At 47.2% G+C, this 14,268-nt stretch carries 11 protein-coding genes; 1 reads left to right on the top strand and 10 read right to left on the bottom strand.

Features of this window, described 5'->3' with window-relative positions; translation table 11 throughout:
* Position 1: 1 nt before the first annotated feature.
* From LS482_RS02260 to udk, 3 genes are all read right to left on the bottom strand, one after another.
* Positions 2-1,387, bottom strand: a complete 1,386-nt coding sequence (locus tag LS482_RS02260; protein ID WP_233030129.1) for a methylmalonyl-CoA mutase subunit beta — start codon at positions 1,385-1,387, stop codon at positions 2-4.
* A 143-nt stretch (positions 1,388-1,530) separates the two neighbouring features.
* Positions 1,531-1,872 (bottom strand): FtsB family cell division protein, encoded by a 342-nt coding sequence (locus tag LS482_RS02255; protein ID WP_233030128.1) that lies wholly within the window; start codon positions 1,870-1,872, stop codon positions 1,531-1,533.
* Positions 1,873-2,002: 130 nt separating this feature from the next.
* Positions 2,003-2,611, bottom strand: a complete 609-nt coding sequence (gene udk / locus LS482_RS02250) for a uridine kinase (RefSeq protein WP_233030127.1) — start codon at positions 2,609-2,611, stop codon at positions 2,003-2,005.
* A 344-nt stretch (positions 2,612-2,955) separates the two neighbouring features.
* Between udk and LS482_RS02245 the strand changes: the two genes are divergently transcribed.
* Entirely contained in the window at positions 2,956-3,684 is a 729-nt protein-coding gene (locus tag LS482_RS02245; RefSeq protein WP_233030126.1) for a M15 family metallopeptidase, read from the top strand.
* 59 nt (positions 3,685-3,743) lie between these two features.
* Here the strand turns inward: LS482_RS02245 and LS482_RS02240 are convergent, their stop codons facing one another.
* The 7 genes from LS482_RS02240 to LS482_RS02210 form a co-directional block, all read right to left on the bottom strand.
* Positions 3,744-5,225, bottom strand: coding sequence for an SGNH/GDSL hydrolase family protein (locus LS482_RS02240; RefSeq protein WP_233030125.1), 1,482 nt, complete (start codon positions 5,223-5,225; stop codon positions 3,744-3,746).
* 34 nt (positions 5,226-5,259) lie between these two features.
* The gene (locus LS482_RS02235; RefSeq protein WP_233031786.1) at positions 5,260-6,504 is read right to left on the bottom strand and encodes an OmpP1/FadL family transporter; all 1,245 of its coding nucleotides are present in this window, start codon (positions 6,502-6,504) and stop codon (positions 5,260-5,262) included.
* A 317-nt stretch (positions 6,505-6,821) separates the two neighbouring features.
* Positions 6,822-7,592 (bottom strand): alpha/beta fold hydrolase, encoded by a 771-nt coding sequence (locus LS482_RS02230; protein WP_233030124.1) that lies wholly within the window; start codon positions 7,590-7,592, stop codon positions 6,822-6,824.
* Between the two features lie 74 nt (positions 7,593-7,666).
* On the bottom strand, positions 7,667-10,105 hold the full coding sequence (locus LS482_RS02225) for a hypothetical protein (protein WP_233030123.1): 2,439 nt from the start codon (positions 10,103-10,105) through the stop codon (positions 7,667-7,669).
* A 121-nt stretch (positions 10,106-10,226) separates the two neighbouring features.
* Positions 10,227-10,934 carry a tetratricopeptide repeat protein gene (locus LS482_RS02220; RefSeq protein WP_233030122.1) on the bottom strand — a complete coding sequence of 236 codons (708 nt, stop codon included), beginning with the start codon at positions 10,932-10,934 and terminating at the stop codon, positions 10,227-10,229.
* Between the two features lie 70 nt (positions 10,935-11,004).
* Positions 11,005-11,802 carry an SDR family oxidoreductase gene (locus LS482_RS02215; RefSeq protein WP_233030121.1) on the bottom strand — a complete coding sequence of 266 codons (798 nt, stop codon included), beginning with the start codon at positions 11,800-11,802 and terminating at the stop codon, positions 11,005-11,007.
* Positions 11,803-11,866: 64 nt separating this feature from the next.
* A complete protein-coding gene (locus LS482_RS02210; RefSeq protein ID WP_233030120.1) occupies positions 11,867-14,161 on the bottom strand; it encodes a M28 family peptidase in 2,295 nt (764 codons plus the stop codon).
* Between the last annotated feature and the right edge of the window lie 107 nt (positions 14,162-14,268).

Below are 14,268 nucleotides of genomic sequence, written 5' to 3'. Positions count from 1 at the left end.
TCTACGGGGTTTCTTTTTTTAGGCGGTTTTGTTCTGTTTGTTCGGATAATCTTCTTTCGATTATGGGTTCTATAAGGGTTTTCCGGGTGTTGGTTTTGACGAAAGGGTACAGTTGCAGGTCGTTTTTCATCCGGTCTTCCGGGTTGGTGTACTTGTTGGTGCCTACCAGGACTTCACGGCCTTCGTCAAATTCCTGTTGTTCTGCCCGGGCGCTTTCTTTTATCTTTTTCTGGATGGTATGGTCTTTCAATTGTTTCAGGAAGCCCCCGCCGGCTTCAATCTGTTTAAAGATGTCCAGGGCTTTTTCGGCCAGCCGTACAGTGATATCTTCTATGTAGTAAGTGCCGTCGGCCGGATTGTTCGTTTTGTCGAAATAACTTTCGTTTTTCAGTATGAGCAATTGATTTCTGGCCATACGTTCGGCAAATTCGTTGTCTTTGTGGTATATGGCATCGTAGGGAAGGTTGCATACAGCATCGGCACCGCCCAGTATGGCACTCATACTTTCGGTGGTGGTGCGCAACATGTTCACATTATAGTCGTAGAGGGTTTTGTTGCGCCTGGTGGGCTGTGCGAGGATATGACATTCGGGAAGTGCACCGTATTCTGAGGCCAGGGTCTTCCACAGTATGCGGAGGGCACGGAGTTTGGCTATTTCAAAGAAGTAATTGGCGCCGATGGCGGTTTTAAATACAATTTTTTGTTTTTTCAGGTTTTGCAATCCCTCACCGTCCAGGAAATTCAGATATTCGTTGGCGTGCGCTATGGCGTAGGCCAGTTGCTGGACAATCGTTGCTCCTGCATTTTGATAGCGGGAAGCGTCCACGGTGATCACACCGTTGAAATTTCCGGAAAGGGAACAGATCTCCCCAAGTAATTCATGGTCTTTTTTCAGCTTGTAAAACCAGTTGCCGTTGCAGGCCAGGTTCCCGATAATATCTGTGTGGATACGAATTTCCGTATTTTCCGAAGCGGGAATACGGTTGTAGAGTTTTTTTACAAAACCCGGGGACAGGAAAAGGGGATCGAAGTACAGCGGTACGGAAGAGAGGTCAATACCTTTGAGCAATCCGGAAAGGTCTGTATTTTCCGACGGCAGGGTCAACCAGATGCTTTCTGCTCCACGATTAAGGATGTTCTTTATTTTTTTATTGGTCCTGCCTTCGTCGGCAACGAAAATATGCTGGGTTATTTTCCAGGGTGTGTTTTGGGGTACGGGCGGAGAAGGAATGACCGTATCGGCATGGTAAAAGGGTTTTACGTCTATTCCCCCGGGTGTATTCCATATCAGGGAATTGTAGTTACCGCCTTTCAGGTCGAACTGGATTTTCTGTTTCCACATTTTTGCGGAAACCCCTGGGAATTCATCAAATAGTGGTTTGTTCATACCGGTGCAGGGTTTGTGGTTCTGGATTTTTTGGTCCTGGAGGTTTGCCCCCTGTATCCCCCTCAAGGGGGAACCTAACGTCTTTTAAAGAGCATAACAGCTCCCCCCCTTGAGGGGGATAGAGGGGGGTGTCCTTCTTAATATCATTCAGTTTTTTTCCTGTTCTTTTTTAAACTGTCCTGGTGTTCGATAATGTATATTTCTTCGTTGTCCTTTTTAAAATAGTATTCTTCGCGGGCAAACTTTTCTATATTATTGTCATCTTTCAGGTTGCGGATGACATCCTTGTCTTTTTCTATTTCCTTTTGCAGGTATTCCTTTTGTTTCTGCAATTTGTCGATCTCCTTTTCGAGCTCCATATGGGTAAGCAGGGAATTGGTATCGAAAAATATCATCCATACCGCAAATACCGTAAGGACTATTACATATATATTGCTGAAAAAAGAAAACCACCTGTTCTGTCTTATTTTCTTTATAAAGTTCATTTCGTTGCGGTATGAATAAGTAAATTTTTCCTGCCTGCCAAATTTATTTGCCTGTTTACAGCCATTTCCGGGCTATAATCCGGAAAAGTACGATTTTTTGGGGTAGGTATGTGGTTTGCAATACTTCCGGCTATGCCAGTTTTTCATTGATAATAGTTCTCACTATATCAACTGCCACGGTATTGTATTTATTGTTCGGTATTATAATATCTGCATGTTCTTTAGCGGGTTCTATAAATTGCTGGTGCATGGGCTTTAACGTGGTCTGGTATCGCGCGAGTACTTCATCGAGGTCCCTGCCCCTTTCGTTGATGTCCCTTTTGAGCCTGCGGATAAGGCGTTCGTCGGAATCGGCGTGAACAAATATTTTGATATCGAACATTTCCCTTATTTCCGGGGGTGTCAGGATAAGGATGCCTTCTACGATCATTACTTTCCTGGGGTGGGTGAGGATGGTATCTTTCGTACGGTTGTGTTTTACGAACGAGTATACGGGCTGATGTATCGGCTCTCCCTTCCTCAGGGTTTTAAGGTGACTTACCAGGAGATCGAAATCGATGGCCCTGGGATGGTCAAAGTTTATTTTTGTACGTTCTTCATAAGACAGGTGGGAGGTGTCCTTGTAATAGGAGTCCTGTGAAATAACCCCTACTTCGTTTTCCGGCAGCTGATCAATAATCTGGTTTACAACGGTGGTTTTGCCGCAACCCGTCCCCCCGGCGATTCCTATAATTAGCATTAACAGACCTGATTTTTCCGCAAATTTAACGAAACCAAGTCAAAAACGTTAATGACTTCACAAAAATTAGTTGACGAGTTTTGGAGTTGTTTGGTTGCCGGATGACGGAGGACCGGTGACCGGATCATTGAAACAGGAAACCACGTCCCTGAATAACCCCCTCTATAAGTTCCTCCCTTGTGATGGAGAGAACGGGCCCGATCCCTGATCGGGGGAAGGTCAGACACAGAAAAACTTACAAAGCGCAATAAAAAATATTGGTGTATTCGTAGCAAAAAACAAACGCTTTACCAAGATAATGAAAACAGGCCGGAACTTAGCGGATTTTTCTTTTAATTTGTGGTATGAAAAAAATTATAGTACCCCTGGTCATTGTCATTTTTTTTACGGCCTGTAAGGAAAAACCGGAGAAACGTACTGCTCCTGCGGAATCCGTAAAGGAAGCTACCGAAACAATAAGAGATACCGTAACGGAAAAGCCTGAAAAAGAGGCCGGGCCTGCCCTGTTGTCGCTGGACGGTGTTGAAGACACTGCTTTTGTACGGCTCCGCGATTACAGCCGGGATTTTGTTTACGATATGAAATACGCCACGGAGGACAATTTTTTAAAGACAAAGGTCTATGACTGTGCGGAATGTTATGTGAGGGCACAGACGGCAAAAGCCCTGATAGCAGCTAACCGGGATTTGATGGAGCAGGGCTACAGGATCAAGTTTTTTGACTGTTACCGCCCGCACGATGTACAGAAGAAGATGTGGGAGATCGTTCCGAACCCGCAGTATGTGGCCAACCCGGCCAAAGGGTCTATTCACAACAAGGGGGGAGCGGTTGATATTACCCTTGTGGATACGGACGGGAATGCACTGGACATGGGTACAGGTTTTGATTTTTTCGGAAAAGAAGCCCATCACGATTATACCGGCCTTCCTGATGAAGTGCTGGCCAACAGGAGATTACTGAAAGAAACGATGGAAAAACACGGTTTCTGGTCGATCAGGACGGAATGGTGGCATTATAACCTGACGAGTGCGTCTAATGGCAAAGTGGCCAATTTCCGGTGGGAGTGTGAGTAAACAGACATTAAAAAAGCGCCCTTGAAAGAGGCGCTTTTTTATTATCCGCTGCCGGACGATTATTTTACGAATACATCCGGATAGGTCCCCGGGTTAACTTCGGGTATGGTGGCGCTGTAGGTTTCGTTTATGGCCGCTATAAAGGCATTGGCCACGAGGGCATAGCCTTTGGCCGTCGGGTGTACCCCGTCAAGGGAGAACGCCCCGCCCGTAGCGTAGGTAGAAGTGAGCATACCGCCGTCATAAGGAATACCGGTCTCGGCGGCCTGCGCCAGCATACTTTTGGCATCAATAAATGCCAGTTCATATTGTGAGGCCAGTGCTTCTATGGTGGCATTATAGCTGGTCTGGGCATTGGTTGCCAGTAGTTGTTCTTCGGGGGTCAGCACCCATCGATCTTCAAGGGGTACGGAAACCCCGTTGACCTGTGAATCGTCACCACCAACGGTAGTTCCTATAAAGGAAGAGGCGAGGAGCACAATAAGGTCTTCCTGTGTGGTTTGCCTTATTTTGGGAAGTTCACCGCCCTGCGGATTGGGGAGTGCGGTGAGATCCTCATCGACAATAACTACAGGATTCTGGCCCTCCTGAAAACTGATCTGTCTTTTCTGGGCTTCTTCCTGAGTGATTAACCCGGCTCCGGCATACAGCAACATGGCATTATTGTAATCTTCATATCCGGAATTTACCTGTGCTGCAGTAGCAGCATCCATAGGAACCGGGGCGTAAGGGACGGTTGTGAAATAGGGGATGGAGGTGATATCCGGGATATTGGCCACAGCCCCTCCGGCCCCGTTTTCGGTAAGTGCACTCAGTAAATCACTGTATATGGAAGCAAAAACATTAGGGTCTGTGATATCGTTACTTCCATAGGTAGCGGGATTGATGTTTCCGGTCTGATCAACACCTACGCCGCCGGAGGTGGCATAACTGAGAATATCGTTATTACCTATCCAGAGTGTAAAAAAAGTGGGGCTCTGCGCTACGGCATCGGCTATGACCGATGTGCCGGCAGATGAGGCGAAACGTACAAAATAGGGGTTTGCCGTATCACCCACTCCTGAAATATCCCCGTAGCCTTCAGCCACAAGGTGATAGATTTTTGCGCCGGGCACGCCCATATTGTTAACAGGACCTTCCACGGCATTGGTAATATCTGTAGTGGGTTCTTCGTCGAGATTTACGGGGGAAGGATTGCCTTCGGCATCGAATTCGAGGATTCTTCTTGTGTCAGCTATTTTAGTGCCGCCGGCGAGCAGCCCCCCGAAGTTGTCGTTCATAAGCGGCTGGGTAAACTCACCGCCACCGGCATGGGAAAACTGCTGTGCCATGATGTTCGGATAAGAGTTTTCCTGGCCCTGTATGTAGAGGGCACCGTCGGCAAACCCGGCGGTAAGGGAGTTTCCGAGGGCTACATAATTCGTAAGATCAGCATCCCCGGAAGTGTAAAAGCCCGATTCGTCGACGGCCTTGTCAAATTCCGGTTGGCAGGCCGCCAGTCCCAATGCTAAAAGCGCTAATAGTTTTATATTTTTTTTCATGTCTTTTTATCTTTAATACGGTTCGGAAAATAGGTTAAAAGCCATACGAAACCCCGAGGCTGGGGACAAAAGCATTGTTCTTATAGGTGCCGCCAAAAGGCACGTTTTGCCCGTTTTCCTGGTAGTGATCATAAGAAGCGTCCACTTCATCAAAATGGATAAAGAGGAAGGCCGCATCAATGGCAAACCTTTCGGAGATGTTGAATGTGAGTCCGCCCGTAAAGTTATTGGAGTCGTTACGCGGTGTTTCGGGGGCAAAATAACCGGTCTGTACGGGAGATTCGTCATAGTAATAACCGCCGCGCAGTGTAAACCGTTCACTGGCGATGTACTGTAACCCGAACCGATAGACAGAGGCGTTCTTATAATTCCTCGGATTGTGTGAGGCCGTGCCGTTACTGAAGTATACGTCCAGTGATTCGTAAGCATCCCAGTATACCCTGTTGTAATCAAATGCCACGAGCCATTTGTTGTTGATCATGTAGGACGCCCCGACAGCAAGCTCGGCGGGGAGGGGCAGCGTGGCGTTGAAAGTGACATTCTCGTAATTGCCCGGGGCCGTGCCGGGAATGTTCCGGAACTCGGCTTCCCCGTCTTTGGCCTTCATTTTCATTTCGGATTTATAGGTGAGTCCCAGGGTGAGCTTGTCTGTGGGGCGGAATGCCAGTCCGAGGGAATACCCCCAGGCCGTAACACCGCTGTCGTCTATGGTAACATTAGCCCTTTCACCGGCCACATTGGTTGTGGAACGGTCTATGTTCCGGTTGAAATTGACATTACCTATGGCGAATATCGGTCCGCCCCCTATACTTAATTTGTCGGTTATTTTAAAGGAAAAGGTAGGCTGGATATAAATAGAGGCCAGTTCTATCTTGTTAACAAGGTGCGATCCCTCCCAGTTCTGGGGGTATTCCACACCGCTGCCGTAAGGTGTATACACCCCGATACCGGCACTCATCCAGTCGTTGATCTTATATGCGGCATATATATTGAAGGGAGTTGCCACCGGATTGTCTGCTTCCGTACTCCAGCCGAACTGACTGTTCTGAAAGCTGATATTGGCAAAAACCGGGCTTACTCCGGCACTGATGGTGATCTTTTTCTCCAGGAACGACAGGCCGCCGGGATTAAAGAACACCGACTCCGCACTGTTGATCACAGCCACTCCGGTGTGTCCCATGGCAAGCTGCTTCTGGCCCTGTAAGGCAACGCGGTATCCACCGGCATAAGACAAGGTGGTTATGAGTACCGCAGCCATTAAAATGTAGGTCTTTTTCATCATTGTTTGTTTCTGTTTTTGTGTTTACTATCGTTTCTTGACAACTTTTGAGTTCGTTCGTATTAACCGGAATACCTGTTCTCACTCGGGAAAACCGTTTTGTTTTTAATATTGAAAACCTGGGAGCAGTGTGCGGCCTCCTTCGGTTTTATTGAGGTGAGGGTAGTAAAAATTAAGTCCTTTTTCAGGTATGGGGTACGTTAATAAATCAATTTAATTAAGAAAATTAAGTATATAAACAAATTTTGTGATAAAATATGAAATATGCAATTTTTAGAGCAAAAAATTATGCATGCATAGTAAATTAAACCTGAATTTTAACATTTCAGGAATGCCGAAGTGATCGAAAAGAACATTTTCGGGTTTTCGGCCTGTATCCAGTGTCCTGCATTTTCTATAACCGCTATTTCCGAATCCGGGAAGTGTTTTTTGATGAGATCCTCATCCTGAGAGGTAATGTATTTGGAATTTCCTCCTTTTACAAAAAGGGTTTTTTCCGGGAATACGGCGTCCTGGGGAAGTGCCTTGCCGATTTCTTCGATATTGTCGTTGAGTACGGTGAGGTTAAAACGGAAAGCGAGCTGTTCTTTTTCCTTCCAGTAGATGTTTTTTAACAGGAACTGGCGGATGCCGAGCTCGGGGATATACCTGGAGAGTTGTTTGTCGGCGTCTTTACGGCTTTTGGTCACCTTGAAGTCGATGGAGAGCAGTCCGTTGAGGATGGTTTGATGGTGAACGGGATAGTATTTCGGGGCGATATCCGCAATAATGAGCTTGTTGACCTTTTCGGGATACATTGTGGCAAAGAGCATGGCGGTCTTTCCTCCCATGGAGTGGCCTATAATGTCGGTTTTACGAAGTTGATGTGTTTCACAGTAGCGATACAGGTCCGCTGCCATGATCTCATAGGAAAAAGCATCGGAATGAAAACTCCTGCCGTGGTTGCGCTGGTCTACGAGATGCACTTCAAAACCGTTTTCGGCATACTGGTTGCCCAGGGTTTTCCAGTTGTCCGACATTCCCAGGAATCCGTGGAGGATGATAAGAGGTTCTCCCTGTCCGAGTATTTTTGAATATAATTGTTGCATGTTTTTCAAATTAATCAATTCGTCAATGTGCCGATTCGAAAATAAGATAATTAAATTGACCAATTGGAATATTATCACATTTCATACAATACGATCTTGTCTTTTTCGCCCTGGGTCACAAATCCCAGGTTGCCGTTGCCGTCCATGTCTGCCATGTCCATGGCCGAGGTTCCGTAAACGGGAAAATTACCGATGAGCAGGGCATTACTGTCAAAGAGATAGACATTTCTGGCCTGCCTGTCGGTTAGTGCCACATAGATCTTATTGTTAATATAAAAAATTTCCGGGCTTGTATAAATGCCGTAATCCAGTTCATACTTGTTGTGTTTTACAGTAAGTATGTTGTCCGAAAGTGTTGCCAGTGTTCTGGAGGTAGCGTCGATACCGTGGTCTTTGGCCAGGCCGAGCTGTATTTTGTTCAGTCTTCCGCGCTCATCCACCTGTATGAGGTTTCCGGCGCTGTTGGTAGTGGTGAACTTGTTCTGATAGAGGAACATCCTGTTCCCGGAAAAACTGATCTTGCCGTTTACGGCGATCCTTTTTTTGCCTGTCCGGTGTAAAAGGTGCAGGGTGCCGTTCTCTTCCTGTACGGCTATATAATCTCTCGTGCCTGTCCTGAAGTGTTCCGGCGGATTGATAATAGGGCTTGCCGTTCCTTTAAAGACAAAGCCCTTTACCCTTTTGCCCTGTGTATTAAAGGGGATGATAACATTGTTCTGCGTAATAAAAAACCGGTATTTTTTATTGTTGTCGTAATCAAACAGGGCAAGTCCTTTGGTAATGGGATTGTTGACTTTTACCGGGAAAGGGGCTACATCGTTTCCGTTGCGGTCCACAACATACAGGCCGTCCTGCAGGGTAAAGGCCAGTTGCAGCTTTCCGTTCCTGAAAATATCCACTTGTTCTATCCTTCCGAGGACCCTGCCGCTCAGCTTTTTTTTCCAGAGTACTTTTCCTTCACCGGAAATGAGGTAGAGGTTGTGTTCCATGTCCTGTACCACAACTTCCTTTTTTTTGTTCCGGTGATTGGTGACCAGTTGCGGGGGAATGGCCACATCGGCATCGAGGGCGATGTTGAATTTCTGGGATACTCCCGATGCGCTCCCCGGTTGGCCGGGTTTTCGGAAAAGGATGTTGGTGTGCATGTAACGGTTTTCCTTAACGCCCTGGACAATGACATACGGAAAATCGTCCGAAACGACGGGAGAAATATCCTTGCCGTAACCGGAAAGCATCTTTCCCAGGAACAGTTTCTTTAATTCCGGGGCCATGCCTACGGCCAGCACGGAAGAAGCATCCGGAAGGCTTTCGGCAAGTTGTGTATACGAAGTGCGTTCTTTTAATGTTGACCGGCTCTGATAGTGTACAATAATATCGGTAAGGGCTTCGGCGGTATTGGCGAGCAGGATGTAATTTTCCACGGCGGTATAGAACCTGAGCCCATTTCCTTTTCCGAAAGGCGGCATGGTCTCCGGAAAGGGCTCCAGGGGGTCAATCTGATAGATGTTGTGATCCCTGAATGTGGTGTTTAAAACGGCGGAAGAGGAGAACGCCTTTTCTGCCGTACCGGCGTCAAAGGTATGGAAAGCGATGATGTCGTGATCTTTACCGTAAATAATGCCTGCCTCGTCGGTTGATGTGAGCAGGTTCTCAATAGGTGATGGGACAAGTGAATCTTTCCTGTAATCGAGATCGTCCGGGGTAAAGGAAATCATTCCCCGGGCATTTACCGGGGTGATCCCGATCATTTTTTGCCGGTCGGCAGGCACGGGGTCATTTCCGGAGAGGGAATCCTTCCCGGGCTCCGGTATTATACCGGTGAGCAGCAGTTCATTGGGTGACAGCGACAAGTCGAACATGCTCCAGCGCATTCCGGGGAGGGTATCCTGTTTTTGCCTTGCCAGACTGTCTGCCAGGGTAATATCGGCCGGGTGGAAAGGGTGGTTCCGCAGAAAAAGGGAGGCCTGTTTATCTTCGTTAGCCAGGGCATATATCCTGCGGAAATCTTCCCGGTCCGCCATATTTTTCCCGAGGATGCTTTTTTCTATGAGGGCCTCTGAAGAAGAAGCGATAAAAATACTGTCTGTAACCGTATTGAAAATTCGGTGTTCCCCGGAGGAAAACTGTTTAATGACCGTCTTGTTGAGCGACGAGTTTTTGACATCCCCGCCTTTTACCGTATCCAGTTTGGCATAGTTCTCAATATCTTCCGAGATATAGGAGAAATCATAAATACTGTCGGATGTGCGAACTACACACAGCAGGGCTTCCGTATTCTTTTCCAGAACGTTCAGACTTTCCAGTTTTTGTGAAAGCCCCGGGGGCAGGAGGGTATTTTCCTTCAGGAAAGCATTGTTCTTCAGTGCATTGAAAAATGCCTGCGGATTAGGGATCTTGACAACGACCGAAGTGTTTTCGGGAATATGGGCAATGAGATCGTTACTTGTTTTTTTTCGGGGTGTACAACTTGTCAGGGCAATGAAAAGTATTAAAAAAACAGCTTTTAGTCTCATTCGGATAAATTCTATTTTACCTCATATGCTTATAATAACGAAAAAGGAGCGCAGGCTATTATATCTGTGCATTTATAATCGTATGGAACCCGGAATCCGGGAGGATTTACCTGCTTGGAGGCTATTCTCCCTTTTCCTCTGCTGCTTTCTGGGCAGTTTTTGTTTTTTGATTGGTAAGCGCTTTTTTGATCTGCCGGGCAAGATTAAAATTAGGGGCCAGTTCTATGGCCTTGTCTATGAGCTGTATGGCTTCATCTATCTTGCTCTTGTCCTCGTTATAGATGAGCAGTCCTTTTTCATACGTAAGTGCAGCTTTTAAAGGCACTTCATAGGGAGGTTTGCTCTCGTAAAAGGGGACTTTCATCTCATCCTTGACATTTTCCAGTCCGTAGGTGATGTGTTTCTTCGCCTCTTCCAGCTTTCCTATCTGGAGGTTGAGGTCCGCCAGTTCGTAAGCCAGGTAGGCATCGGGTTTCCTTTCGAACAGGATCTCGTATTGTTGTACGGCCAGTTGCGGCTGATCCAGTGATTTCAGCGAAATGGCCTTTACATCAACTGCCATATCAGAGGCGGAAGCATCCTTTTCGGTGCCCAGCAGGTTTACAGCCTGAACATATTGCCCGGAATTGGCATATAAATAGGCCAGTGTATCTTTCCTGGCGGCAGATGGTTCTATAACATACAGGTGGGTCAGGGCGTTGATGGCGCCTCTTATATCGCCCTGTGTCCTCATTTGTTTGTAGAAAGATTCGTAGTGTGTTTTAAGATCGTTTTGCCCGTTCACCGCAAATACCGATGAAAAGATGGCCAGTAATACAATTTTCTTCATTTTATTCAAATGTATTTTTTAAGGTTTTCAAAACTAAAAAAAATTAGGATTAGAAAGGGAATAATTCCCCTTAAATAATTTCCTTAAAGGTGTATTTCAATACTTTCCGGAGTTTTTCGGAGGAAATAATTTTTCCTGCCGTACCGGAAGACGAATCGAACCGGGGCGGGGCGAGCCCTAATTCTTTTGCTTTTGAACTGTAATATGCTTCCCTCGAAGGGTGGGAAGGATGGGCTGCATTGTACACATCCCCCCATTTCTGTTGTTGTATGATCTCAAGAATAACGGCAATGCAATCGTTCAGGTGGATGAGGTTTACGGGGGCTTCCGGGTTTTTCAGGTCCGTTTTTCCCGCGAGGTGATGCACCGGGTGCCTGTCGGGCCCTGTAAGCCCGGCAAAACGCAATACCGTGGTTTTAAAAGCCGGGGTAGCCTGCAGAAGCGTTTCGGAGGCCAGTAATTGTTTCCCGCTTTCCGTTTCGGGAAAGGGAACGGTTTCTTCAGTGACTGTGGAATTGTCGTTCCAGTAAACGGAGGTGCTGCTGATAAAAAGGACATTTTTCACTGCGGCGTTTTCCAGGGCGGGGATCAGTTGCTGAATCTTCTTTACAAAATTTTCCGGGGTCCTGCCCCTTAATTTAGGGGGGATATCCACTACAAGGGTTTCCACTCCTTCAAGGAACAACTTTATTTTTCCTTCAATACCGTTTTCGTGAATGTGTAGAACAAACGGTTGAATCCCCGCAGCAGCAAGTGTCTCCGCTTTTTCAGGAGATGTTGTGGAACCGTTTACATCGTGCCCTTGTGCCATAAGCACTTTTGCCAGGGGCAGACCCAGCCATCCGCAACCCAGAATAGCTATTTTCATTTGAGCAGAGTTTTTTAGAGGTGAGAAGGTGAGCGGTGAGTATACCGTATTTCCACCTTCTCACTTACTCACTTTCTCCAAATGTAACTGTTTTTTTGACGACAATGGCATCGTTGAGCACAAAAGGCATGGGGATGTGGTTTCCGGGGCGCGGCGGAATGGTGAATAAGAGGTTTTCCAGCAGATCGTTGGAAGCTTCATAAAGTATGAGCTCCGGGGTTTCCGCTGCGGGGACGCGCAGGATGATTTCAGTATATGTATTAGCTGAGATATAATGTGAAAAGAGGCGGTTTCCCCTTTCCGGGTTTTGCAAATATTCTTCGGAGAGGTCAACACCGTTTACATTGCAGGAAATGATCTTTTCCGTATTGGTGAACACTTCCAGGCGGGAGACATTGCGCTGCGGTATAATACATATTTCCAGTTCCCTTTCCGTGCCCATGAGCGTATCGCGGATAATTTCTATCCGGGGAACTGCAATATCTTTCAGGGGGGCGGCAGACGTATAGGAAAACCCGGTGTTGTATTTGCTGGCTATGGTGGTTAAAGCGCCTCCTGGTTTTTGTTTGTCTTCACCGATATAAGCGGAAGTCCATTTGTCCGGCACCTTGTCGTAAGTGGCCCACGACGCCTTGCCCGTATCGGTATCCAGTACATATAACAAACTGTCGGGTTTCGGACGGTCTTCGGTAAAACCGGATTGGGTATGGGCGGTAATTAACAGGGCAATGGTGAGTACTCCGGCAAACAGGGCAAGTTTGTTCTGCTGCCTGTAAAACCCGAATACGGGAACGAGCAATCCGAACAGGAGCACGGTAAAAAGCGTGGAGGCGATCATCATTTTAAGTCCGAGTCCTACGGGGAACATCTGTATGAAAGGGGCAAATATCCATATGGCGGGAAATGCCAGTATGGCCATGAGCAGCAGATTGGGTTTTTCCTGCCGGATAAGGAGTAACAGGGAAAGCAGTGCGGCAAATACCGGGATGATAAAGAAGGAAGCCCCTTTCAGGTAATGGCCCAGCAGGGCACAGATGGCGATCCAGACAAAAACCGGGAAAACCACCAGGTTAACCGGTTGCAGGTAGCGGAATTTGTGATACAGGAAGAAACAAATGGCCGTACTGAAAGCTGTGAATGCCGCAATATAATAATAGCCGTTATAGGTGAACCCGTGCAGGATATCGGCATAGTGCGGATAACCCTTTTTAAGTAGTGGCCAGCAGAAATACCCGAGAAGTCCGCAAAGCAGAAAGGATACTGTAAAAGGAATCATTCCGAGGAGCAGCTCCCTGACCACAATCTTCTTTTTCCGGATGCCGTAGACCACCAATATTACAAAGAGTATTGCTGCTATTATAATCATGGGCCATATCCACGAAAAGGGATAGGAAAAGAACGAGGAAAAAGGGCCGTCAAAAAACACCTGGTCTTGGTTGCTTTTCAGATTGGAAATATCTGCGTCGCTGAAATAGTGCAGCAGGGGCATCAGGTAACTTCCCTGGTGTTGCAGGGTATTGCGGTCCAGTCGCTGCTCGGTGTCCAGGGCGGTATGGTAATCGTAATGGTCGTCGATAAAGGCGAAATTAAAACCGTCAATATCTCCGTCTTCACGGAATACCGTAAGATCGGTGTCGTTGGGCAGCATTTTATATACGCTGTACATAAAAGAATTGCTCACGGGGTACCGGGGTCCGGCTTTTGAAAATTCCTTTATAAGCCGGGAATTGCCGCCATTGGTCTCCAAAAGCATAAAACTCGGCCCCCCGCTGCCCCTGGCTTCGAAATTCAGTACCAGCTTCACATCTTTTGCCCAGGGATGCCGGTTAACGAAGAGGCGGGCACCGTTGAGTCCCAGTTCTTCCCCGTCGGAAAGGAGGATAATGATATCGTTGTGCGGGGTTTTGTTTTCAGCGAGGTAAGCGCGTATGCCTTCGAGTATCGTGGCCACTCCGCTGCCTGCATCACTGGCTCCGAAGGAAGAATGCGGACTGCTGTCGTAATGAGAAAGCAGCATCAGGGCATTACCGTCACGGCTTCCCTTAATGCGGGCCATGATATTGCTCGCTTTACTCAGGTTTCCCCAGTTGCCGGCCGTGTACCCTTCCTGTACCCGGGTTTCAAGTCCGAGTTTTTCCAGTTCGGAAAGCAGGTATTCCTTAACGTCTTCATGTGCTTCGGAACCTACGTAATGCGGTTGCTGTGACATGGCCCGGACGAGAATAAGGGCCCTTTCTGCAGCGAAAGTATTTTCCGGCGCATTTTCCTTGGTAAAAGTGTGCGGCATGGCGTCGTAAAAGGACCAGTACACAACACCTATAATAAAAAGGAGGGACAGGGTGGTGGCGTAACGTTTCATGGATTTGGTGGTTTAATACATACGGGATTTTCAGGTACAAAATACGAATATCCCCGGATATGGAGAAACAAATAACCGATTACCGGTATGTTTTCAGGTTGAACGGG

The organism is Sinomicrobium kalidii (assembly GCF_021183825.1).
Taxonomy (GTDB): domain Bacteria; phylum Bacteroidota; class Bacteroidia; order Flavobacteriales; family Flavobacteriaceae; genus Sinomicrobium; species Sinomicrobium kalidii.
The sequence above is the reverse complement of the archived record's forward strand: the minus strand, read 5'-3'. Positions and strand labels throughout refer to the sequence as shown.